Here is a 22,276-nt window from a genome sequence, read left to right as displayed (position 1 = left end):
AGAGTGCGCAGACGATATTCTTTCGTTCTTTATGCACTGCTATCACGTGAGAGATTGGATCATTCATTCAAACACGGTCGGCGTTACAGCGAAAGAAGTGGACCAGTTCATCAACAAAAACGAGTGTTTGAAGATTTGTGCCGATCTATGCAACGGGACCAAACACTTCCGACTTGAACGTACTCGCACGGGTCGCGAGCCTCATATATCGTACAGTCAGTATTCCTCTAGTACCTGGCTCACTGGCTCGGGTGGTCTCGAAATCACAAAAGCTCGATACTTGATCGGCACGTCATCGGGCTTCATTGACGCCCTTGAGCTCGCAGAGGAATGCATCGAACGCTGGACGGAGTTGATGAAGCACATAAGTGAGATAGGGGGTAGTGCGTCAGTTCGAACGACCTGAGTTGCTGCCCTGCCACTATTTCTCACGAAACCGCGAAGCCAATTCCTGCAATCCTCTGACGAGCATTTGCCTGTCCTTGAGGAACAGCCCATCCAAGATCTTCGCCATCGCCCTAGCCTGATCGTCCGCCCGTATGGACGACTCAAGCAACAGCGCATCGATGTTGCAGCCGAATAGCTCAGCCAATTCAACCAGTCGAACCACAGTCGGTATTGCCGTGCCTCGCTCCACCGGAGCAACAGCTTCCCGTTGCAGGCCAAGCGCCTCAGCCACCTGCTCTTGTGTGTAGCCAGCCTGCTCCCGACGTGCCCTAACGCTCCGGCCCACAGCTTCAGCTAACGCAATCTCTGCATCCTTGTCCATAGCATCCCTCCAACGCTACTTCAATAGTCGCAGTGCTACGTCTTGACATGCAGTCGCTCTAAGGTTGCAATGTCACTCTGTAGGTAGCATAAAGAGACTTTATCCGCAGAGTGCCAACGCGCTGCGGAAGGATCCGTTTGTCCTCAACAAGAAAAAACCATGGAAAGCACGTTCTCGGCTGAGTACACAACCGCACGGCAGGCCGACGGAAGTTTGCTCATCACCTACCGGAACAAGGGACATCACGCACCAGGTTTCACGGGACACATTGCACTACTCACCTTGCCCGCAGCTTTTTATCTGCTCATTACCGCCGCAGTGCTTTATAGCGCTTCACTTGTTGGTGTGGTCATGCTCGGGTTATTCGTTTGGGCCGTTGTGTTCATTGCTCGTGGAATTCGTCGCTCCGTGATTGTTGTTCCCCAACAAGGAATTAAGCGGGGAAACTTAAAACCAAAATACTCAACAACAGGGTAACCAATTATCTAGAAAATAACAGCAGAAATTGACATCGCCTATAGGTTCCACTTTTAACAAATGCGCGGTTCGTTCTTACTCACTCACTCACAACGCCATCGAACTTGTAGTCCCCGGACTTGATCTTCTTTTGCGCACACCTGAAATAGCGCTCAGGAATAACCGGATTTACCATACGTGCATCGTCCATGCGCTCCATCAAAGCCTTGAACTCTTCTTCAAGCTCATCTTCAGGTTTTGTCGCGCTGATCCGCGATGTCTGGCGAAAACGGTCCTGCAGGACCTTGAATCGACTTGCGCTATCCGAAATCGACTTCATACTAACATCAAGGTCGAGAGCTTTGAAAATCGCAGGAAACAAGCCAGCAAGCAATGCAGCCCCTGCCGTGAGCCAGTCAAGTGATGGGTACTTGACCAAAACCTTTGCGCCTGCGAGCGATCCCAAAATAATTGGCAGAACGACGAACGTCATACGCCAAAATCGGATCACCTTCAACCACTCATAAAGAGCAGTAGACGTATAAAGGCATGACTCTTCTTGCCTTCGGCATTCAGCGATGATTTCTTCCGTACGTTGTTCCATCAGACCCACTTTGGTATGTCGAACCCGAAAATCTTCTGCCATTCGTCGCCAGCGGCTCCCTGCGTATTGGAGCGTTCATACTGGCAAGCTTTTATTGCACGGGCATAAGCCGTTTCGGCACGCGATTTCCACGCGTCACCCAGCCAGAGCAGTTCGAACGTGCCTGGTGCCAAAACGAATGTATTCGCCTTGGAAATCAACCATCCGAAGAAGTCGCGGCTGATCCAGTCGTAGTAAAAGTAGTCGTTCTGCCGCCATGGGCATTGGTCCATAAATTCGACTGCTAGTAGTTCCAAATAGAACGACTTAATAGGCACCGAGCACCACGCTTGCCACGCCTTCAGCATTCGCACCAGACGCCGCACGTTGTTCGAATTTCTAGCATCAGCCGCCGCGATCGCATCGACCTCGTGCAACGGCTTAGTTGTCATGTATCGACCACCGTTCTTTGTGTCACACACGTAGTAGGAACGGTCACCAGCGTCGTAGAGGAACGCAGGGACAACCTCAACGTTATAGCTATCGAAGCCTACCAAAACGACCGGGCCATCGCCTCTGATATTGGTCCTCGGATAAGTCTGAAGCAATTTCGCCTTAACCTCCTGCAATAGGGCCGACTGCTTGTTCCCTTGATAGCCTTGGAAACGATGATAGGCAGAAAGCGGAAGCAGGAAATACAGGTCGACATCTCGCGGCGGACGGATGCGAGTTTGCTTGGCCCACGAGCCGATGTAAAACGCGTTCAGCGTTTCGGAGTTGTGTCCATGGTAGGCCGCGTTAAGGCATGAAACCACGCCCCCAAACTTTGTCTGCCCGTCTGCGACCTGATTCGACGTCAACGCGAGGTTGTCAAGGAATGTCCTGAATCTCCTAGTGACGTAGATCCATCCTGGTCCGTTATCGACCACCGGCGGTGGTGGCAATTGCGTAAGTCCGCCAAGTAGCGTCGATATGCCCACAGAATTGCTTGGACTCTGCCCCAATAACCCGAGACCGAGGGCCGGTGGCGAAAAGTAGGTCGTGCTCTGTGGGAGCGTGGGCCCCAGCGCCGCAGATAGCGCATCCTGTCCTGCAAGCAACGCAGCCAGTGGCAAGCCATTTAGAGCATTCGAGGACATAACGACCCCATTTCTCGGACCAGATGCTGTACGAATATACAGGGATTTCCCAACGGCGGGACGGCGTCTTGCTCAAAGATCGCGCAGTCGTGAAGAAGAACCTTCGTAGACGGATGTGGGGACGGGTGGTACAGTTGGGCCACCAAAGCTTTTGACGCTTTGACGCCGCAAAAGTTGAGCCGAATCCTTTGATTTGTAAGGAATTTTCTTTGGTTGGCAGTTCATCGGGGCACAAGTCTCTGATTCGCCACCAATTTCAAAAAGCCCGCTTCGCGGGCTTTTTGTCGTTTCAAGTTGAGGGCTAGGGTCTACGCAGCAACCTTAAGCCCATCCGCTGCGAGGCCAAACTCCCGAGCGATCGATTGCAGGCGATCTTGCCATTCCCATACGCCAAAGGCGTCGTGGACATTCTGCAGGCAGCTCATCAGCGCGACCGTCCGTTCCTCGTAGACATTGATCTTCGCTTTCAGCAACGCTTTACGCAGCGCGGCGATACCGGCATCCATATAGTGCGGATGGTTTGCGGAACCAATCACATATCGCACCGGCACACCTTCCATCGCGGTTGAATAATCCGCCGGACGAATAAAGTGCCCGACCGGGCAGCCACCGCATGCGCCGCGGTAGGCGCCGCCGCCTCGCGGCAGCAATGCGGCGCCGCGCTGCGTGTTCAAATGGGCGACAACCTCGTCGAAAATTTCCTGATGCGTCAAAAAGCGAATCGTCTTCATGATCTGTCTCCCACGACGGCCGCTGGTTGTTCGGGGAGGCGTTGCAAGCGGCGTCGTTCGATGACTTCACTATGGTCGACGGCGCGGTTTAGCGAAATCAGCGAAGGCGGAGACGTGTGTAGGATCGACGGGATGCATGTAGGCTTTGTCTGACAAAAGCTGACGAGCCTCGCGTTGGGAACAGCGGTATCGGACTCACATTTCCTGCTCCCACCACCCGCGCGTATTGACGTTAGCCGCCCGGGCGAGCGCTTCCAGCTCCGCAATGTCGCCGCTGCTGAGCGTGATACGCCGGGCTCTGATCAGCCCCTCTATATGCCGAGGCTTCGTCACGCCGACGATCGGTGTCGCGCCCTTGGCGATGGCCCACGCCACCGCTACGTCAGCGGCTTCGGCGCCGTAGCTCCGGCCGATCGACGCAAGCTTATCCGTCAGCGCTTTCAACGTAGGCAGCACGCCGTTGTAATTTTCCGCCCGGGTACTGCCCTGCGGCAGCGGATTCTCGGGACCGTACTTGCCCGTCAAGGCACCCTGTTCGAGAACCATATAGGCGAAGAACGGGATGCCTTCGTTGCGGCAGTAATCGACGATCCCCGCGCGCTCGGAGCCGCGATACAGAAGGCTATAGTGGTTCTGGACGGCCTCCACCCGAAACCCGGCGTCACCGAGAATCTGGTTCGCGAGCTTGATTTCGCTGAGGTTGTGATTCGACACGCCGACATGCTTCACCTTCCCGCTTTTGAGTAACGGAACGAGGTGTGGAGTCCACCGCCGCACATCGGCCGGGTTGTGAATCCAGTAGAGATCGATGTAGTCGGTGCGAAGATTAGCCAGGCTCTGCTCCAACATATCGGCCACCGGATCATCGCTGGTTCCCGCGATCTGCGGCGTGAATTTGGTCGAGAGTTGATATTCGCCGCGGGCGTAGCGCTTTAGCACCTCGCCAAGTACGGTCTCGGAACGGCCCATGCCGTACACTCGGGCGGTATCCCAAAGGGTGAGCCCGGCCGCCTGCGCCTTGTCGACCATCTCCCCCAGTTCAATCTGGGTCAGTTCGCTGCCGAAGTATCCGTTGCCGATCTCTCCGCTGTCGCCCCAAGCCCACGTGCCCAGTGCGATCGTGGGGTTCTTCAGATTGTCGATTGTCATATATGCTCCACGGTTGTTCCGCGGCCGAATCCTGCGACACGGCTGCTGCCGATACTGTGACCCGCGGCAACGCGGAACCGTGAGCCGGATGCGCCGCCATTGCTGCCCAATCCTCCAGAAGCTGTCAGTTTCATGGAAACACTGACCGAACTCGCGGACGCGATGACCCGGCACCTCTCGGAGGACGGCTTCCACGCGACGCCCATCGAACGCGTGACGTTTGCTCGATCCTCGACGTTGACGATGCCGATGCCGAACGTCTACCGCCCGCAACTGTGCCTCGTCGTGCAGGGGCGCAAGGAAGTCACGTCCGGCGATCGCGTATTCGAATATGCCCCGGGGCGCTATAGCGTCGTGACGTACGACCTGCCGGCGATAGGGCGCGTGATCGAGGCGACGCCTCGCAAGCCGTATCTGTGTCTGTATCTTGATTTCGATCCGGTCATGCTCGGCAACTTGGCGCTGCGCGTGCCACCACCGCAAGCGCCATCCGCACCGATAGACAAAACGGTGTCCGAGGCCGGCACCGGTCTGCTGGACGCGGCGCTACGTCTGGTTCGTCTGCTCGACGATCCGGCGGCGCTGCCCTTGCTCGGGCCGCTTGCGGAACAGGAGATTCTGTATCACCTGCTCGCGGGCCCTGACGGCGCGAGGATGCGCCACATCACCACGAGCCAGGGGCGGCTGGCCCTAGTGTGCCGCGCGATCGCATGGATCGGACAAAACTTCCGGGATCGGTTCAGTATCGAGCAGCTTGCGGCGCAAGTGGGTATGAGTCCGTCGAGTCTGCACGAGCACTTTCGCGCGGTGACGGCCATGACGCCGCTGCAATTCCAGAAGCAGCTCAGGCTGCAGGACGCGCGCAGCCTCATGCTGGTCCAGCATATCGACGTCGCGACCGCCGCATTGCGCGTGGGTTACGAAAGCACGTCGCAGTTCAGTCGCGAGTATCGCCGCCACTTTGGCGAATCACCGGCGCGCGACATCGCCCGGCTTCGAGCCTCGCAGGAATTGGCGGTGGTCGATTGAATTGAGGCGGTTCAGGACGCCGAACGGCGCGATAGGGACGGAAGTAATCGGAGGCGTCGAAAGCCCTGAAAGCTTATCAAAATGCCGATAAGCTTATCAAAACACTGACAAGCTTATCACTAAAGTGATAAGCTTTGATAAGCTTCTCATTCGACCCGGCTATGTCACTTCAACCGCTTCATCAGGCGATCCTTGACTATATCGCTGATCAGCAGCGAAGCAACCCATTGGGGCTCTCCGCCAGCGCCATCGAAGTCCATATCGGTCGCCCGCGAGCTACCGTGAATCGCGCCCTGGCCCACTTGGTGGCGCTCGGCTCGCTCGAGCGGCAAGGTGCAGGCCGATCGGTGACGTATCGCTTACCTGAGCGAGCGCCGGAGCGGGAGAACGTCGCACCAGGTCCGGTCCAAGGGGCAGAGAAATACGTATCGCCGACATGGAGCAGCGCCGCGCGCCAGCTTATCGACGCATTGTCCGTACCGCTAGGCGCGCGTCATCCCGTCTCCTATCAGTGGTCGTACGTGGACAGCTATGAGCCGAATGTGTCTAGTTTGCTGCCGGCCGCACTGGCGGTGCAGCTCTATGAGATCGGCAAGTCCAAAGACCAGCAGCCCGCCGGCACTTATGCCCGTAAAGTGCTGGAGCAATTGCTGATCGACCTCTCTTGGTATTCGTCGCGTCTCGAGGGCAACCGCAAGAGCCTACTGGACACGCGCGCACTGTTCGAGAAGGGGCGCTCCGAAAGCGATGACCGCGACGCTATCATGCTCCTGAACCACAAGGAAGCCATCGAGTTCATGGTCGACGCAGTGCCCACCGATGGCATCTCGGTTCCCATCGTGCGCAACCTGCAGAGCGTGTTGATGCGCGATCTGCTGCTGGATCCCGCCGATCTTGGTGCCATTCGCCAAAAGATCGTCAACATCCAAGACACGGTTTATGTACCGAGTCAGGTTCCAAGCCTGCTCGAAGAGACTCTGGAGAAAATCGTCGGAAAGGCGCGGCTCATCCGCAACCCGGTCGAAGCCGCATTCTTCTTGTGGGTTCATCTCGCGTATTTGCAACCTTTCGTCGATGGCAATAAGCGAACCAGCCGCCTGGCCGCCAATATGCCGCTCATGCTCGCGAACTGTTCTCCGCTTTCATTTATCGACGTGGGGCAGTCCGACTACGCACTGGCGATGCTGGGTGTCTACGAACGGCTGGATACGACTGTCGCCGTGGAGTTGTTCGAATGGACCTACCGCCGGTCGGTCGCGAAGTACCAGGCCGTCGTCGAAGCCATGGGCGTACCCGACCCATTGCGCGTGCGTTACCGCGAGCAACTCGGCGAAGCGATTCGCCAGATAGTCTTTTTCGGGGAAACGCTGGAACGTGCCGTTGAGGCAATCAGCATCCCGGCTGCCGACGCCGCCGCATTTCGCGCCATGCTCAATGCGGAGTTGACGCACTTAGAGGCATACAACTGCGCCCGCTACCGCCTACGGATCGGCAAGACTCAGGATTGGATCAACCGGGGACGTCCGCACTAGCATCGGCTTGCCCTCGAACACCCATCCCCCTACCGGCCCCTCCCCGACTCCGTCGCAGCCACGCACGCGCGCAGTGCCGCCATGACGTCCCGGTCGAGCCGATCGGCCGGCGCGAGCCCCAACCCGGCCGCGCAAAGCGCTTGCTGCACGCTGATCACACGGCCCGCGAGGTAGTGCTTCCCGCTACCGATAGCCGCTTCGAATGCATTCGCGCGTTCATTGATTTCCTCCGGATCGGCGCTCACCAGCAACACCGCATGCGCCAGCACCACATGCAGCGGCGACGAAGCACCTTCCGATGCCCCCTCCAGACGGCGCCAATATTGCGCGGTACCCGCGATCTTGCGCACGTCGTCCGGTGGCCCCCAAGCCAAGTTGAAACGGCCGTCGCAAAACGAGCCTTCCACGCTCTGCCAATGCGTCTCCAATCCGAGCGTCGCCAGTGCCCTTCGCAAGATATCGCACACGTGCCGATACACGGCCTCGGAAAGCTCGCCCACCGTCCCCCGTATTTGATACGCCAAGCTCAGATTCACAATCCCCGGCCCCTGTGGAACGAGCCCGCCACCGGACATGCGCAGAAAAACCGGACAGCCGCGCCGCGCGAACTCGGCTCGCGCCTGCTCGAGCGCCGCGTAACGCCGATAGCTGCGCGGCACCACGAGCGAGACGGGCGCCTCCCATAGATGCGCCACGCACCGCCCTCCCGCCGCCAGCGACAGCAACGCCTGCTCGGCGGCGAGCGGGTCGTCCGATCCGATTGGGAAATCGACGATTTCGAATGACATGGGCATCTCAATCGATAGGATCCCGAGCAACGTTCAAACGGCCGCCATTTCTCCCGGCGAAACGATGATCTTCACGTTGTTCTCCTTATGGTGGACCAACTGTTCGAAGCCTTTATCCACGATGTCCTCCAACTGGATCTTGCCCGTGATGAACGGCGTCACATCGATGCGGCCATCGGCGATGAAGGCGATCACATCGGCGAACTCTCCGTTATAGGCGAGCGATCCGATCACATGCTTCTCAGTCGAGACCAAATCGAAAAAGTTGAAGCTGCTCGGCTCCTCGAAGATACCGACCATCACGCACGTCCCGGCCTTGCGGATCGCATCGATCGCCAGCTTGGCCGTGTCCTTGTGACCGATGCATTCGAAGCTCACGTCCGCCCCAGGCCCGCGGTCAAGCGACGAATCTCCGCCAACGCATCGCAGGCGGACGGGTCGACGACATGGCTCGCACCCACGGCCTTCGCACGCGCCTTGCGCGCGGCCGACATCTCAAGCGCGATCACTTGCGCGGCTCCCGCCGCCCGCGCGCACGCGATCGTGCATAGGCCGATCGTACCCGCGCCCACCACGACCACCTGCTGCCCCAGCAGATTACCCGCCTTCTTCACCGCGTGCATGCCGACCGCCAACGGCTCGATGAGCGCCCCCGCCTCGGTCCGAAAATTATCCGGCAGCTTATACAGCAGATTGGCCGGCACGTTGACGAGTTCGGCGAATGCACCGTTGTTCATGAGACCGGTGAACGCCAAGTTCTCGCAGATGTTGTACATCCCGTGCGTGCAGTAATAGCAGTGGCCGCAGTGCTGACACGCGTCCGCGGCCACGCGTTCTCCCACGGCGAAGCCTTGCACGCCGGCGCCCAAGGCCGCGATCTCTCCGCAAAACTCGTGACCCAAGATGCACTGGCCTTGGATGCCTGTCAGCGGATGCGGCTTGTCGACCGGAATAAACACCGGCCCCGCCAGATACTCATGCAAATCCGAGCCGCAAATGCCGCACCAATGCACGCGGATTTGCACCCAGCCCTCGGGCGGCGCCTCGGGCAGCGGAACCGTTTCGACGCGGATATCGTGCCGGCCGTGCCAGACAGCCGCGCGCATGGTGTCGCCGTGAGCGACGGTCGAGGAAGTCATAGGGTGTCTCCGTAAGTGTCGTTGCTATTCGAAATTCGAAGTTCGAAGGCATGGCGGCATCCCGCCAAGCCGATTCGAATCGCCAAAAGGAAATGCGGTCCGGCCGCCGCATGGCATCGGCCGGACCGGTGCGGCATCAACCGCCGGACAGATGGCGTTGCAACGCGGCGTTCACTTCGCTGGCTTTCTCGAGCATCGCCATATGACCGGTCGCCTCGAACCGAATCACCTTCGCATGCGACGGCGCATTGGCGGCCTGCTGCGCGGGAATCACTCGGTCCTCGTTACCCCAGAACACGAGCACGGGCTTGTCCAGCGCCGACAGTTCATCGGTCAGCACGGCCGATTGCCTACCCCCGCCGAACAGCGCCGCTCCGAGTTCCGCGAGCAATGGTTCGACGCCGTCCATGCGCTTGAACTTGAGCATGTCGTCGATCATTTGACGGCTCACCAACTCCGGATCTGCGAATAGCTGCTCCAATACGGGTTTCAATTCGCGCCGCGATTGCGCCTGCACGAAGCCGTCGGTATAGCCGCCGTTGATCGCCGTATCGAGACCGGCCGGGCTGATCAGCGCCAAGCTGGCGACGCGCTCGGGTGCGCTGGCCGCCATCTGGATCGCAATGGCCCCGCCCATCGAATGCCCGACCAGATGCGCAGCCTCCGTCACCTCGGCCGCGCGCAGGAATTTCAGAACGAACTCGGCCAATGCGGCGATGGACGCGCCGGGCAACTTCGCTTGGCTCTGTCCATGACCGGGGAGATCGAGCGCGATGACGGGATGTTTCTCGGCTACCGCATCGAGGTTGAAAAGCCAGTTGTTCAAATCGCCGCCGAAGCCGTGAATGAAGACTACCGGCCCGCCCTGCGCTGGTCCGCGCCTCGCATAGCGAATGCGGATGCCGTCCACGTCCGCATACTCGAACGAGGGCCCCGTGTCGTCCTCCTCGCCGCCGGCGGCCGGCACCTCGTACGCAGCGACATAAGCCTCGATCTGCGCGTCGCTGACCTCGCTGTCGGCCAACACGCCGAGCAGCGCCTTGACCGGCAGTGTCTCGCCGCTTTGCGCGACGATCCGGCGCAGCAACCCGGCATCCGTGGCTTCGACGGCATTGGAGATCTTGTCGGTCTCCACGTCCACCAGCGCCTCGCCCACCTCGATGCGCTGGCCTTCCTTGACGAGCCAATCCTGCACGGTGCCTTCGCGCATCTCCAAGCCCCACTTGGGCATGACGATAGGGATGATCTGTGCGCCCATCAGTGCTTCCCTCCCTTGCCCAGCGTACGGCGCGCGGCCTCGGCGATCTGCGCGCCGCTCGGGATATAGAGATCCTCGAGCGTCGGTGAGAACGGTACCGGCACATGGGGCGGCGCGACCATCTCGATGGGCCCCTTGAGCGTGCCGAAGATGCGTTGCGCGACCTGCGCCGAGATATCGGTCGCAATGTTGCAGCGCGGGCTGGCTTCATCGACGACCACGAGATGCCCGGTGTTCTCCACCGATTCGAGCACCGTGTCGATGTCGAGCGGCGAGAGCGTACGCAGATCGATCACTTCGGCTTCGATCCCTTCCTTGGCCAACTGCGTGGCGGCCTCGAGCGCGCGATGCACCATCAGCCCGTACGTGACGATCGATACGTGTTTGCCGTCGCGCACGATATTCGCCTCGCCGAACGGGATCGCATACGAGGTCTCCGGCACGTCCCCTTCGAACCCATAGAGGTTCTTGTGCTCGCAGAAAATCACGGGGTCGTTGTCGCGGATCGATTGGATCAAGAGCCCCTTCGTGTCGTACGGCGTGCTCGGGCAGACCACCTTCAACCCGGGAATATGCGTGAACAACGGCGTCAGCATTTGCGAGTGCTGCGCGGCCGCGCGAAAGCCCGCGCCGACCATGCAACGGATTACCACGGGCGTCTCGGCTTTGCCGCCGAACATATAGCGGAACTTGGCCGCTTGATTGAAGATCTGGTCGAAGCACACGCCCATGAAATCGATGAACATAAGTTCGGCAATGGGACGCATGCCGCACGCCGCGGCCCCGATCGCCGCGCCTACGTATGCGCTCTCGCTGAGCGGCGTATCGAGCAAGCGGTCGCCGTGCTTTGCGTAGAGGCCTTTGGTCACGCCGAGCACGCCGCCCCAGGCGTCTTTCTCGCCCTCGGCGCCGGCACCGCCGACAATGTCTTCGCCGAGCATGATCACACTCGGGTCGCGCGTCATTTCCTGGTCGATCGCTTCGTTGATCGCCAGCTTCATGCTGAGTTTGCGGGCCATGATGCGTATTTCCTTGAATTCGTCGGGTTCGCGGTTCAGTACTTCACGTAGACGTCGGTCAGCAGATCGGCCGGCTTCGGATGCTCCGCGGCCTTCGCTTCTTGCACGGCGCGCTCGATGAGCGCGGCGACGTCGCCGTCGATATCGTCGAGTTCGCCTTGCGTGAGAACGCCGGCCTCGGTGACGCGCGCCGCGAAAATCTTCAAGCAGTCGCGATGGGCTCGGATCTCGTCGAGTTCGCCGGGCGCGCGATAGGTCTGTGCATCGCCTTCGAAGTGGCCGTAAAAGCGCACCATCTTGCATTCGAGCAACGATGGACCGCCGCCCTCGCGCGCACGGCGTATCACTTCGCCCGCAGCTTCGTGCACAGCAAAAAAGTCGGTGCCGTCGACCGTGACGCCGGGGATGCCGAAGCCCGCGGCACGATCGACGTAGCTATCGACGGCGGTGCCGTACTCGCGCGCCGTCGCCTCCGCATAGCCGTTGTTTTCGATGACGAAGATGACGGGCAGATTCCAAACCGCCGCGAGGTTCAGGCTTTCGAGAAACGTGCCTTGATTGGAGGCGCCGTCGCCCGCGAACGTGATGCCGACTTCGCCTTTGCCGCGGAATTTCGCGGCCAGCGCGGCACCGCAGATCAAAGGGGCACCCGCGCCTAGGATGCCGTTCGCGCCCATCATCCCTTTGGACAGATCGGCGATATGCATGGAGCCGCCCTTGCCGTTGCACGAGCCGCCCGTTTTTCCGTAGATCTCCTTCATCATGCCGATCACGTCCACCCCTTTTGCAATGCAGTGGCCGTGGCCGCGGTGCGTGCTGGCGATGCGGTCGCCGTCGTGCAGATGGTGCAAGATGCCGACGCCGGCCGCTTCCTCGCCGGCGTACAAATGCACGAAGCCGGGAATATCGCCGCGCGAAAAATCGACGTGCAGCCGCTCCTCGAACTCGCGGATGGTGCGCATCCTGCGATAGCAGTCGAGCAGTTCTTTACGGCCCAGCGGTAGGGCTGCGGGGTTCGCTGTCATGCGTGTCTCCTTGGTGTGTGTTGTTTCAGGGGTGCGAAAAGATTCAGAAACGATTCAAAGGGCCGCCGCGCCGGCGTCGGGCTTCGTTGGAAGTTGCGCACGCAACAATCCGTGCGTGGCGGCGTAACGAAGACAACCGGCCACCGCGATGGAACGGAAGGCGCGCTCGCGCAACGTGATCGTCAATCGATCGTTCGGACCGAACGTGATCTCGCGCTCGCCGTCCAAGGCGACCACGCCGGAGCGCTGGCTGACCGCTACCGGTTCGCCGTCGAGTAGGCGGCGCCAGCCGTACACGGGCACCGGCTGCAAAAGGCCCGGCGCGATCGGCGCGTGAAGATGGAACAGCGGATCGGCTGCCGCGCATCCCGCGGCATCGGACATGGGAGGCGCCACCTCGACATGCAAACCGCCAGGCTCACGCCTGCCCACCGGGGCCAACATGCCGCCGATCGCCGATAAGCCGATCGCCTCGGGATCGGCAAAGGCCAGATAGACGGCAGCCAGCGAATCGGTCCGCCATAACGCCTTCGCGCCGATGTAGTGTTCGTGCGCGATGGCGACGTCGACGAGCGCGATGTCTCGGCGAACGGTGCCGCCGCCGGCAACGAGCGTGACATCGAGCCGCTTGTTGTGGACGAGCGCCGTATCGGAGTCGATGCGGCCGATTGCATAAAGCCCCACGGCGAGCCCCGCCAAGGTGGCCTCGCGTAGTTCGGGATACGCGTTGTTGGTTCCGGTCGACAAACCGGCGATCGGCACGCGTCCGCACTCGCGCACGACGGCGCGATGCGTACCGTCTCCGCCGAGCACGACGATAGCCGAGACCGCCGCCTCGCGCATGAGGCGCGCGGCAAGAAAGGTGTCGTCGACGCGGCCGGTCGCCGGCATCGCGAGCCATTCCAGTCGCGGCCAAATTTGATTGCCGCTCGACGCCGCGCGCTCGCGCTTCAGATGCCGCTCGAGCATCGGCATCAAGCCTTCGCGGTCCGGCATCATCAACACGCGCGTGACGCCGCATGCGCCGAGCGCCGCCATAGCGCGCAACACGATATTGACGCGGTCGGCCAGTTGCAGACTGTTCGCATTGGCCACGACGCGGCGAATGTCGCGCGCGGACACGGGATTCGCAATGATGCCGACCGCGGGCGGACGAACCGGCGAAGGTTCGCGCATGCCTGTCTCCTAATGTATTTTTATCGACAGGCCTCAATGCAATAGGTATGCCATGCGCCTCCCGGCGCAACGCGTACGGGATTCCCTCGGGAAATCAGCGGGGAGACACGCGATTTGCCGCAGTGGGTGTGACAGGTGTCACAGCATCAGGTGTATCGCGGTGGACACGCGTATCGTTGGCCGGATCAAGCCACGGCCCGCTAAGAGCGTGCGTTATCGGGCCGCGCCGAGACGGCATCGCTGCGATTGGGCGACTGGATGCCGTGACGCGCCATGCGCCGGTAGAGCGTCATGCGGCTGATCCCCAGTTCCCGAGCGACTGCGCTGAGGTTCCAGCCATGGGCACGCAGGTGCCGCGTGAGCAGCGCGCACTCGGATTCGCGCCCGTTCGGTTCGATGCCGGCGGCCCGCCTCTGTCCGGCCTCCCCGGGCGCGGAGGCATCTGACAACGCATGGACCCGCGGCTCAGCGATACCTTCCGGCAAGTCGCTCGCTTCGATATGTCCGTCATTGCAGACGGCGCGGGCGTATTCGAGCGCGTTGCGCAATTCGCGCAAGTTGCCGGGCCAGTTGTGGCGGTGCAGTTGTGAGCGAGCCGATTCCGAGAGCGTGAATCGCCGCGAGCCGTCGGGTCCGGCGAGCAACTTGTCGATCAGCCAATCGAGATCCCGCCGTTCGCGCAGCGGCGGCAGAACGAGCCGCGCACCGTTGAGGCGGTAGTAGAGATCTTCGCGGAATCGTCCGTCGCCGATCAACCCATCGAGCGATTGGTGCGTGGCCGATATCACTCGAACGTTCACCGGGACGGGGCGTGAAGCGCCGATCGCGAGGACTTCGCCTTCCGCGAGCACGCGGAGCAAGCGGGATTGCAATTCCCTCGGCATGTCGCCGATCTCGTCGAGGAACAACGTGCCGCCGTCGGCCTCCTGGATCAGCCCGCGCTTGGCTTTCGGTCCAGCGCCCGAGAAGCTATTGGGCAAGTGTCCGAATAGTTCGCTCTCGATCAGCGTTTCGGGAATCGCCGCGCAATTGACGGCGATGAACGGGCCGTCGCGACGCGCGCTGGCTCTGTGCAACGCACGCGCGAAGTATTCCTTGCCGCTGCCCGTTTCGCCGTTGATGAGCAGATTGATCGGCGCATCGACGAGCCTCGCGGCCAGTTGAAGCTGCCGCTGCAGGGCCGCGTCGCCGCCGCATAGCGCGGCCAGTTCAGGCGGCAACGGCGGTTGCGCATCACGCGCCGTGCCTGCCGGCACGGGCAGCATCGGCGGCAGGGCGCTCAGATACAAGCGCTTGCCGGTCCTCGCCAAGCGGACGACGCGTTCCTCGCTCGGCCGCGAGTATACGAAGCGTCCCAATTGCTCCAAAGGCAATTCGAACAACGTGTCGAAGCGCATGCCGAGCAGCGGCGCGCCCATCGAATCCAAGCCGGCTTCGGCCGTCAACATTTGCTGAGCGCGGCGATTGTGTCCGACGATACTTCCGCTTGCATCGAGTGCGATCAGGTACTCGGGATTGACGTCGATAAACTCCGGCGCCGCGCTCAGCTTGAGGATCCAGTCGCGCCTGTGACGCCGCAGAAAGTATGCATCCTCGATCCGGCTCGCGTAGGTCCGCACGAGATACAACGCGAACGTCTGGCTATCCTTCGCCAGCGGCGAGCTCAGCGCCGATATATCCAAAATCGCATGAAGCCGGCCGTGCGAATCGAACAGCGGCGCCGCGGTGCAAGTCAAAGGGATGTGCGTCGCATCGAAGTGATCGTCGCGGTGCACAGTCAAGGCGTGCCCCGTCGCCAGCGCCGTGCCGACGGCGCAAGTGCCCGCCCCGTCCTCGCTCCATTCCGCGCCTAGATACAGGCCAGCGCGGCGCAATCCGGCATCCGCGCCCTCGTCGCCGAGGTAGTCGACGGCCACACCGTCCGCATCGGTCAGCAGTACGACGTAGCCGGTCCCCGCTACCTGGCTGTACAGCGTTTCCAGGCCGTACCTTGCAATGCGGGCAAAGTCGTCGATCCGTTGCTGATGCTCGCGCAACCGCTGCGCCGGCACGATGCGAGCCTCTTGCATTCGAGTCGGGTCGAGACCGTACTGATGCACGCACCGCTGCCACGAGCTTTGGATGATGGCGTCGTGCATCCGTGCCGTTACCGGGGGCTGGCCGGTGGTCGTCAGGACCACCGTTTCGATGTGATCGCGCTGCCGGACGTCCATGCTTGTCTCCTGTGTCCGGGACGTACGTTGCTGGACACAATGGCACCGGCTCGCAAGCCGATGACCGTTCGGGCGGCGCTTTCCGTGCTCACCCGACGTTTCGAGTTTGGCCCCCTAATGTACCACTGCGGAGGGAAGCGTTCGGTCATGCGGCGTCACCCGGCACCCGCGCGGCACCCCAATTGACTCAAGTCAACTCGAACGCGGGCCCACCGCCCACAATGGGCCAGGTATCGGCGTTAAGAATCCGGTAAGGAAGCGGCCCAAATATATGAAGCATTGATTGGGAGATTCACGGTGTTCACTTCCGCTCGCCTGCGCGTACTCGGCTCATTTTGCATCTACGGTGCGATCGCCGCCGCCGGCGTTTCCGCCGCCCGCGCCGAATCGCCCGAACAAATCCTGAATGGCTACGCGACGCAAGCCGGCACGGCGCCGGTACCGGCACGGGGCCAACAGTTCTTTACGGCGCGGCACGGCCGCGAGTGGGCCTGTGCCACTTGTCACGGCGCCACGCCGACCGGTACGGGAAAACACGCGGCCACCGGCAAGACGATCGAACCGCTGGCGCCCGCCTTCAATCCCGCGCGCTTCACGCAATCGGCAAAGGTCGAAAAGTGGTTCCGGCGCAACTGCACGGATGTCGCCGGGCGCGAATGCACACCCGCGGAAAAAGCCGACGTGATCAGTTGGCTCATGACGCTCAAACGATAGGCGCCGTTGCGCTCGAATCGGATGCCGGCGTGGAAGGATAAACCTATGAACCATGAACGCTCTCGTGCCATTGGACGCATTTTCGCAATGCTCGCGATGGCTACGCTACCCGGTCTGACGCTGGCCGAGGACGAGCCCGCGGTGATTGCCGCGACGCCACATCCGCTCTACCGGCAAGAGTGCGCCGCCTGTCATATCGCCTATCCGCCCGGCATGCTGCCCGCGGACTCTTGGCGACGCATCCTCGGTAACCTCGATCACCACTTCGGTACCAATGCGTCGCTGGACCCCGCGTCAGTGAAACAACTCGAGGGCTGGCTCACCGACCACGCCGCGCGCGCGGGACGCACGGCAAGCGCGCCGCCCGACGATCGCATCACGCGTTCTTCATGGTTCATCGCCACGCACGACGAAGTTCCCGCAGCGGCCTGGCGGCGAGCCTCGGTCAAAAGCGCGTCGAACTGCGCCGCCTGTCATACCCGAGCAGATCAAGGAAACTTCGATGAACGATACGTCCGCATCCCGCGCTGAGCACGACCTGCACGCATCGGGCTCAACTCGGATTCTCGTCTGGGACGCGCCGGTCCGCGTATTTCACTGGCTCATGGTCGTCTCGTTCGCGGGCGCCTGGCTAACGGCGGAGAGCGAGCGATGGCGTCTGCTTCACGTGACCTTGGGCTACACGATGGTCGGACTCGTTGCGTTTCGCTTCGTTTGGGGCCTCATGGGCACGCGCTACGCGCGCTTCTCCTCGTTCGTGCGCGCGCCGGCTGCCGTCGCGCGTTATCTCACGAGCCTGGTCAAAGGCTGCCCGGAGCGCTACGTCGGCCATAACCCGGCCGGCGCGATCGCTATCCTGGCGATGTTGCTCGTCACGTTGGCCATCGGCATCACCGGCTGGGCCGCTTATAACAGTGGCGGCGGCGAGTGGGTCGGACAATTGCATGAAGGCGTCGCCAACACGATGCTCGCGCTCGTCGTCGTTCATATCGCCGCGGTCTTGGTAAGCAGTCTCTTGCACCGAGAGAACCTGGTCCGGCCGATGATCAGCGGATACAAGCCGGGTACGCCCGACGAGGGCATTCGGACCGCCCGCTGGGGGTTTGCGGCGCTAGTGATCGCAGCCGTATTCGCCTGGTGGTGGGTGCAATGGCAATCGGCGCCGCATCAGCCCGCGGGAGCCGCGACGGACCGCCGAGCCCACGCCGACAGTGACGACTGACCACATCGATAGGACCCTTGCGCCGTGCGAATCCTGCTTGTCGAAGACGACCCCCTGCTCGGCGACGGCGTGCGCGCCAGCCTGCGTCAGCAGGGCTTTCAAGTCGATTGGGTGCGAGACGGCGAAGCGGCGCAGCACGAACTGCGGGCACAGGCGTATGCGGCCGCGGTCCTCGATCTCGGGTTGCCGCGCGTCGATGGGCTCGATGTACTGCGCCACGTGCGCCGCGCCGGAATCGAGCTTCCCATCCTCGTTCTCACGGCGCGCGACGCCGTGCCCGATCGCATTCAAGGTCTCGACATCGGCGCCGACGATTACGTCGTCAAGCCGATCGACTTGCACGAGCTGGGCGCGCGGCTGCGTGCCCTCGTCAGACGTGCCCATGGCCAGCCGAACGAGCGCCTCGAGGCACAAGACGTCGTGCTCGAGCCGGCTTCGCGGACGGTCTACCGCGCGGGCACGCCCGTGCCGCTTTCGACGCGCGAGTTCGATTTGTTGCATGTCCTCATGCTGAACGCGGGCCGGGTCCTTTCACGCGAGCAGATCGAGCAGCACCTCTATAGCTGGGGCCGGGAAGTGGAAAGCAACGCCGTCGAAGTCCACGTGCATCGTCTGAGGACGAAGCTCGGCGCAGATTTGATCCGGACCGTGCGTGGCGTCGGCTACGTGCTGCTCTCCGAACACACAGGCGAGCCGTGACGCTACCTCGCTCGTTGCAGGGACGCCTGCTCGTGCTGGTGACGACAGGCATCGCGATCGTTTGGGCGGTCGCGGGCGCGCTGACCTGGCACGACTCGCGGCAGGAAATCGATCGGTTGCTCGATAGTCACCTCGCACAAGCGGCCTCGCTGCTCGTCATGCAGCAAGCCCAAGCAGAGGACAACGACGAGGCACTCGATGCGCCGATTCTGCACCCGTACGCGCCAAAGGTCGCGTTCCAAGTTTTTCACGAAGGGCACCTCGGCACGCACTCCGCCAATGCTCCCGCCGAACCGATGATGCCGGCCGAAGCACCCAGGGTTGCGGGTTTCCGCACCGTTCGAATCGGCGGCGAAGCGTGGCGGGTATTCGCCGCGCCCGGCGTGCAGCACGACGTCGAGGTGTATGTGGGCGAGCGGCTCGACGCGCGCACTGCGATACTGCTCGCGGTAATGCGCAGCGCCTTCTGGCCGATGGCGGGCGCGTTGCCGGTGCTCGCCATCGCCATCTGGTGGGCCGTCAGAACAGGCACCGCACCGCTGCGCGACCTCGAGCGCATGCTCGCTCGGCGCGATCCGCGCGCGCTGGACCCGGTTCGAATGCATCGCACACCGCGGGAAATGGCGCCGATGCTCGATGCGCTCAACCGCCTGTTCGATCGGATTCGGGGGGTACTCGATGCGGAACGGCGCTTCACCGCCGATGCGGCGCACGAACTCCGTACACCGATCGCGGCGATCAAAGCGCAAGCGCAGGTAGCGATCTGTGAGGACGATGCCGCGCTACGGCGCCATGCGCTGTCGGCCGTGCTCGAAGGCTGCGACCGCTCGGCGCATCTCGTCGATCAACTCTTGCTGCTATCGCGGCTCGAAGCAGGCGCCACACTGGACACAAACGCGCCGGTCGATCTGAGCGCCGTCGCCAAGCAGGTCCTTGCCGCCATCGCCCCGATCGCTATCCGCAAATCTCAGCAGCTCGAACTCGACGCGCCGCAGCCATGTGTCGTGATGGGCAATGCGGCGCTGCTGGCCTCGCTCATCCGCAATCTCGCCGATAACGCGCTGCGTTACAGCCCGGCACAGGCGCGTATCGCGGTATCGGTCCGCCATCGCCTCGACCATATCGTGCTGTCTGTGCAAGACAGTGGCCCGGGCCTGCCGGACGCGCACATGAAGCGCCTCGGGGAGCGCTTCTTCCGCGCACCCGGTGGCGAACATAGCGGTAGCGGACTCGGTTGGTCGATCGTGCGGCGCGTGGCGAACGCGCATGGCGCCTCGCTCGACGTGCGCCGATCGGATGAGCTAGGCGGCTTGAAAGTCGAAGTGGACTGGGCCGATCCACCCCGGACGTAAGGTACGCCCCCGCCTACTCGATGGCGGCCGGCGCGTCGATGCCGCCGCGCGTTCGCGGGTCGACGTGCGTCATGACGTTGAGCACGCGATGGCGCGCCAAAACATGCCGGCGCGCGGCAACGGCGATCTCGTGCCCTGCTTCCACGGAGATGGCGGCATCTACCTCGATATGCACGTCCGCTACGATCATGTCACCCATCTTCCGGGTACGCAGATCGTGCACGCCCATGACGCCTGGCGTACCGAGCAGCGTCTGCCGGATCGCGCCGACCTCTTGCTCGTCAGCCGATCGATCCATCAAATCATGCAGCGCGTCCGAGCCGAACGTCCATCCCATCTTCAGCACGAGCATGCCGACGATCAGCGCCGCAATCGGATCCAAGATGGGAAAGCCCGCGAGATTGCCGGCGATGCCTACCCCCACGACGAGCGACGATGCCGCATCGGACCTCGCGTGCCACGCATTGGCCACCAGCATGCTCGATTTGACGAGCTTGGCCACGGCGAGCATGTACCGAAAGAGCAGTTCCTTGGCGATCAGTGCGCCGATCGCGACCCACAGCGCGGCCATGTGAACGCGCTCGGCCGATGCCGGATCGCCGAGCTTGCGCAGCGCCGCCCACAGCATGCCCAGCCCCACCGCGGCGAGGATGATGCCGAGCGCCAACGAGGCGGCGGTTTCGAAGCGCTGGTGACCGTACGGGTGCGCCTCGTCGGCTCCCTTCCTGCTGTGATGGCTCGCGAACAGGACCACGAAGTCGGCCACGAGATCCGATAGCGAATGGATGCCGTCCGCGATGAGGCCTTGGGAACCGGAAACAATGCCCGCCAGCACCTGCCCGAACGTCAATCCTAGATTGACGGCCACGCTGACCCAAGTGCTGCGGGAGGCGGCCGCGGCACGCTCGGCCGCTGAATGCTCGCCGTTCTCGACGTCGTCGAATATGGATTCAGTCTTCATCTATACCGTCTATCCGAGTGACCGGCAGCTTTGACCGAGCGGCGCCAACTCAGTTTGCGTTCGTCGAAGAGCATTTTCCAATCGAGCTTCGTCAGCGCATAGACGAGCCCGAGCAAGATCAACTGAGTGACGACGAAGTAGCCGCTCAAGTAGCCTCCTTCGAACTGGGATTCCGGATCGATTCGGGCCGAAACGAATCGACCCAGATAAGCCCAAACCGTATAGCTCGCGGTACGGCCGACGAAGAATGCCGCAGCTATGTTTCTAAGCGGCAAGCCCGATAGGCCATATGCGATAAACAGATAGTTCGATGGGAAGGGACTCAGCGCATAGAGAAAAAAAGCGCTGACGGTAAGCGTCTTATGCTGCGCAAGCCAAGCTTTGGCCACGTCGATATTCTGCCGATCGGCTTCGCGCATCAAGCGCCCGCGCACGAGCGTGCGCGCGAACGTCGCCAAAATCAGCCGGCCCAAGGTTGCCGCGCTCGCCGCGACCAGTGCAAAAACGAAGGGTTTGCCCTCCGGCACGTTGAAACCCACCCACGACATCGCCATCCACGTGGGGGGCGCGAACGCCGGCATCAGATTGATCAACAGCACTACGGCGAACAAAATCGCGAGCGTCGCCACAATGGACCTCCCCCAACGACTTTCCATTGTGCGGCCGTCCGACCGGCACCGGTTGACGCAAGTCAAGCGATGCCGGCAATGCGCTTACCAGGTCATGCGTTGCAAAACGCGGTCTTTGCGCACGAAACGGTGAAACAGCGCGGCGCCGACATGCATGAGGATCAACGCCAGCAGCACCCAGGCCAGTACGCCATGGACATCGCCCATCTCATGGGCCACGCTCGACCCCGTGGCCGCAATCGGCGGCAACGGCAACGCGCCGGAAAGCGTCGCCGCCCAGCCGCGCGACGATGCATTAGCCCAACCGAGCAGCGGCACCGCGACCAGCGCGGCATAGAGCAGAAAATGCGTGGCGCGCGAAGCGGTGTCCAAGAGCGGCGGCAACTCGCCCGGAGGCGGCCGGTGCGTCAGGCGCCAAACGATGCGGACCGCCACGGCCACGATCAGTGCCGAGCCGATCGCCAGATGCCATGCGATGAGGCCCACCGGCTGGGTGTCGCGGTGTATATCCGGCATGATCCAGCCCACGACGAATTGCGCCGCGATCAGTACGACGACCAACCAGTGAAGAAGACGCGCGACCCGCCCGTAAGTCTCGCCGCTGCCAGCGTGTTCCATGGTGGACATTGTGGCTCCTAGAAAGTGGAATGAACGCGTGGATCTTGCCCGACCAGGCTTACCGCGAGCTTAAGA

22 protein-coding genes and 1 pseudogene are annotated in these 22,276 nt (G+C 62.0%); 8 read left to right on the top strand and 15 right to left on the bottom strand.

Annotation, left to right across the window (positions count from 1 at the left end; all coding sequences use genetic code 11):
- Window positions 1-421 precede the first annotated feature (421 nt).
- Window positions 422-769, bottom strand: a complete 348-nt coding sequence (locus DXT59_RS23180) for a helix-turn-helix domain-containing protein (protein ID WP_116139528.1) — start codon at window positions 767-769, stop codon at window positions 422-424.
- Between the two features lie 159 nt (window positions 770-928).
- On the opposite strand from DXT59_RS23180, the gene DXT59_RS30770 reads away from it, so the two are divergent.
- Window positions 929-1,246, top strand: a complete 318-nt coding sequence (locus DXT59_RS30770) for a hypothetical protein (RefSeq protein ID WP_162878207.1) — start codon at window positions 929-931, stop codon at window positions 1,244-1,246.
- A 79-nt stretch (window positions 1,247-1,325) separates the two neighbouring features.
- Here DXT59_RS30770 and DXT59_RS23175 read toward each other — a convergent pair whose 3' ends face one another.
- The 4 genes from DXT59_RS23175 to DXT59_RS23160 form a co-directional block, all read right to left on the bottom strand.
- Window positions 1,326-1,829 carry an SLATT domain-containing protein gene (locus DXT59_RS23175; protein WP_162878206.1) on the bottom strand — a complete coding sequence of 168 codons (504 nt, stop codon included), beginning with the start codon at window positions 1,827-1,829 and terminating at the stop codon, window positions 1,326-1,328.
- On the bottom strand, window positions 1,829-2,947 hold the full coding sequence (locus tag DXT59_RS23170; RefSeq protein ID WP_162878205.1) for a nucleotidyltransferase: 1,119 nt from the start codon (window positions 2,945-2,947) through the stop codon (window positions 1,829-1,831). Before DXT59_RS23170 ends, DXT59_RS23175 begins: the two co-directional genes overlap by 1 nt.
- Before the next feature lie 308 nt (window positions 2,948-3,255).
- Window positions 3,256-3,678 (bottom strand): GAF domain-containing protein, encoded by a 423-nt coding sequence (locus tag DXT59_RS23165; protein ID WP_116139522.1) that lies wholly within the window; start codon window positions 3,676-3,678, stop codon window positions 3,256-3,258.
- Window positions 3,679-3,873: 195 nt separating this feature from the next.
- Window positions 3,874-4,827 (bottom strand): aldo/keto reductase, encoded by a 954-nt coding sequence (locus DXT59_RS23160; RefSeq protein WP_116139520.1) that lies wholly within the window; start codon window positions 4,825-4,827, stop codon window positions 3,874-3,876.
- Window positions 4,828-4,959: 132 nt separating this feature from the next.
- Here DXT59_RS23160 and DXT59_RS23155 point away from each other — a divergent pair, with 132 nt between their 5' ends.
- Together DXT59_RS23155 and DXT59_RS23150 are read left to right on the top strand one after the other, a co-directional pair.
- Window positions 4,960-5,856 carry an AraC family transcriptional regulator gene (locus DXT59_RS23155; RefSeq protein WP_116139518.1) on the top strand — a complete coding sequence of 299 codons (897 nt, stop codon included), beginning with the start codon at window positions 4,960-4,962 and terminating at the stop codon, window positions 5,854-5,856.
- 161 nt (window positions 5,857-6,017) lie between these two features.
- Window positions 6,018-7,388 carry a Fic family protein gene (locus DXT59_RS23150; RefSeq protein WP_116139516.1) on the top strand — a complete coding sequence of 457 codons (1,371 nt, stop codon included), beginning with the start codon at window positions 6,018-6,020 and terminating at the stop codon, window positions 7,386-7,388.
- Between the two features lie 29 nt (window positions 7,389-7,417).
- Here DXT59_RS23150 and DXT59_RS23145 read toward each other — a convergent pair whose 3' ends face one another.
- The 7 genes and pseudogenes from DXT59_RS23145 to DXT59_RS23115 all read right to left on the bottom strand — a co-directional run bounded on the left by DXT59_RS23145 (window position 7,418) and on the right by DXT59_RS23115 (window position 16,006).
- Window positions 7,418-8,176, bottom strand: a complete 759-nt coding sequence (locus tag DXT59_RS23145; RefSeq protein ID WP_116139514.1) for a lipoyl protein ligase domain-containing protein — start codon at window positions 8,174-8,176, stop codon at window positions 7,418-7,420.
- A 33-nt stretch (window positions 8,177-8,209) separates the two neighbouring features.
- Window positions 8,210-9,282 (bottom strand): annotated as a pseudogene (locus DXT59_RS23140) (2,3-butanediol dehydrogenase).
- 169 nt (window positions 9,283-9,451) lie between these two features.
- On the bottom strand, window positions 9,452-10,573 hold the full coding sequence (locus DXT59_RS23135) for an acetoin dehydrogenase dihydrolipoyllysine-residue acetyltransferase subunit (RefSeq protein WP_116139512.1): 1,122 nt from the start codon (window positions 10,571-10,573) through the stop codon (window positions 9,452-9,454).
- The gene (locus tag DXT59_RS23130) at window positions 10,573-11,592 is read right to left on the bottom strand and encodes an alpha-ketoacid dehydrogenase subunit beta (protein WP_116139510.1); all 1,020 of its coding nucleotides are present in this window, start codon (window positions 11,590-11,592) and stop codon (window positions 10,573-10,575) included. Before DXT59_RS23130 ends, DXT59_RS23135 begins: the two co-directional genes overlap by 1 nt.
- A gap of 35 nt (window positions 11,593-11,627) precedes the next feature.
- On the bottom strand, window positions 11,628-12,617 hold the full coding sequence (locus DXT59_RS23125) for a thiamine pyrophosphate-dependent dehydrogenase E1 component subunit alpha (protein WP_116139508.1): 990 nt from the start codon (window positions 12,615-12,617) through the stop codon (window positions 11,628-11,630).
- 54 nt (window positions 12,618-12,671) lie between these two features.
- Complete coding sequence (locus DXT59_RS23120) at window positions 12,672-13,793, bottom strand: ATP-NAD kinase family protein (protein ID WP_116139506.1); 1,122 nt, start codon at window positions 13,791-13,793, stop codon at window positions 12,672-12,674.
- A gap of 200 nt (window positions 13,794-13,993) precedes the next feature.
- Window positions 13,994-16,006: a sigma-54-dependent Fis family transcriptional regulator gene (locus DXT59_RS23115; RefSeq protein WP_116139504.1), complete on the bottom strand. Its 2,013-nt coding sequence runs from the start codon at window positions 16,004-16,006 to the stop codon at window positions 13,994-13,996.
- 297 nt (window positions 16,007-16,303) lie between these two features.
- Between DXT59_RS23115 and DXT59_RS23110 the strand changes: the two genes are divergently transcribed.
- Genes DXT59_RS23110 through DXT59_RS23090 form a run of 5 tightly spaced genes read left to right on the top strand, consistent with a single transcriptional unit; the run spans window position 16,304 to window position 19,993 of the window.
- Window positions 16,304-16,720 (top strand): DUF1924 domain-containing protein, encoded by a 417-nt coding sequence (locus DXT59_RS23110; protein ID WP_240324628.1) that lies wholly within the window; start codon window positions 16,304-16,306, stop codon window positions 16,718-16,720.
- 45 nt (window positions 16,721-16,765) lie between these two features.
- Window positions 16,766-17,251, top strand: a complete 486-nt coding sequence (locus DXT59_RS23105) for a diheme cytochrome c (RefSeq protein ID WP_116139502.1) — start codon at window positions 16,766-16,768, stop codon at window positions 17,249-17,251.
- On the top strand, window positions 17,223-17,942 hold the full coding sequence (locus tag DXT59_RS23100; protein WP_116139500.1) for a cytochrome b/b6 domain-containing protein: 720 nt from the start codon (window positions 17,223-17,225) through the stop codon (window positions 17,940-17,942). The genes DXT59_RS23105 and DXT59_RS23100 overlap by 29 nt, the downstream gene beginning before the upstream one ends.
- 24 nt (window positions 17,943-17,966) lie before the next feature.
- The gene (locus DXT59_RS23095) at window positions 17,967-18,641 is read left to right on the top strand and encodes a response regulator (RefSeq protein ID WP_116139498.1); all 675 of its coding nucleotides are present in this window, start codon (window positions 17,967-17,969) and stop codon (window positions 18,639-18,641) included.
- On the top strand, window positions 18,638-19,993 hold the full coding sequence (locus tag DXT59_RS23090) for an ATP-binding protein (protein WP_116139496.1): 1,356 nt from the start codon (window positions 18,638-18,640) through the stop codon (window positions 19,991-19,993). The genes DXT59_RS23095 and DXT59_RS23090 overlap by 4 nt, the downstream gene beginning before the upstream one ends.
- 13 nt (window positions 19,994-20,006) lie before the next feature.
- Here the strand turns inward: DXT59_RS23090 and DXT59_RS23085 are convergent, their stop codons facing one another.
- The 3 genes from DXT59_RS23085 to DXT59_RS23075 all read right to left on the bottom strand — a co-directional run bounded on the left by DXT59_RS23085 (window position 20,007) and on the right by DXT59_RS23075 (window position 22,210).
- Complete coding sequence (locus tag DXT59_RS23085) at window positions 20,007-20,954, bottom strand: cation diffusion facilitator family transporter (RefSeq protein WP_116139494.1); 948 nt, start codon at window positions 20,952-20,954, stop codon at window positions 20,007-20,009.
- The gene (locus tag DXT59_RS23080) at window positions 20,951-21,583 is read right to left on the bottom strand and encodes an SNARE-associated domain-containing protein (protein WP_116139491.1); all 633 of its coding nucleotides are present in this window, start codon (window positions 21,581-21,583) and stop codon (window positions 20,951-20,953) included. Before DXT59_RS23080 ends, DXT59_RS23085 begins: the two co-directional genes overlap by 4 nt.
- Before the next feature lie 84 nt (window positions 21,584-21,667).
- Window positions 21,668-22,210: a cytochrome b gene (locus DXT59_RS23075; protein WP_116139489.1), complete on the bottom strand. Its 543-nt coding sequence runs from the start codon at window positions 22,208-22,210 to the stop codon at window positions 21,668-21,670.
- Window positions 22,211-22,276: the final 66 nt, after the last annotated feature.

The organism is Trinickia diaoshuihuensis, from assembly GCF_003390925.1.
In the GTDB taxonomy this organism is placed as follows: Bacteria; Pseudomonadota; Gammaproteobacteria; order Burkholderiales; family Burkholderiaceae; genus Trinickia; species Trinickia diaoshuihuensis.
Note: the sequence above shows the minus strand (reverse complement) of the source record. Positions and strands in the feature narration are given on the sequence as shown.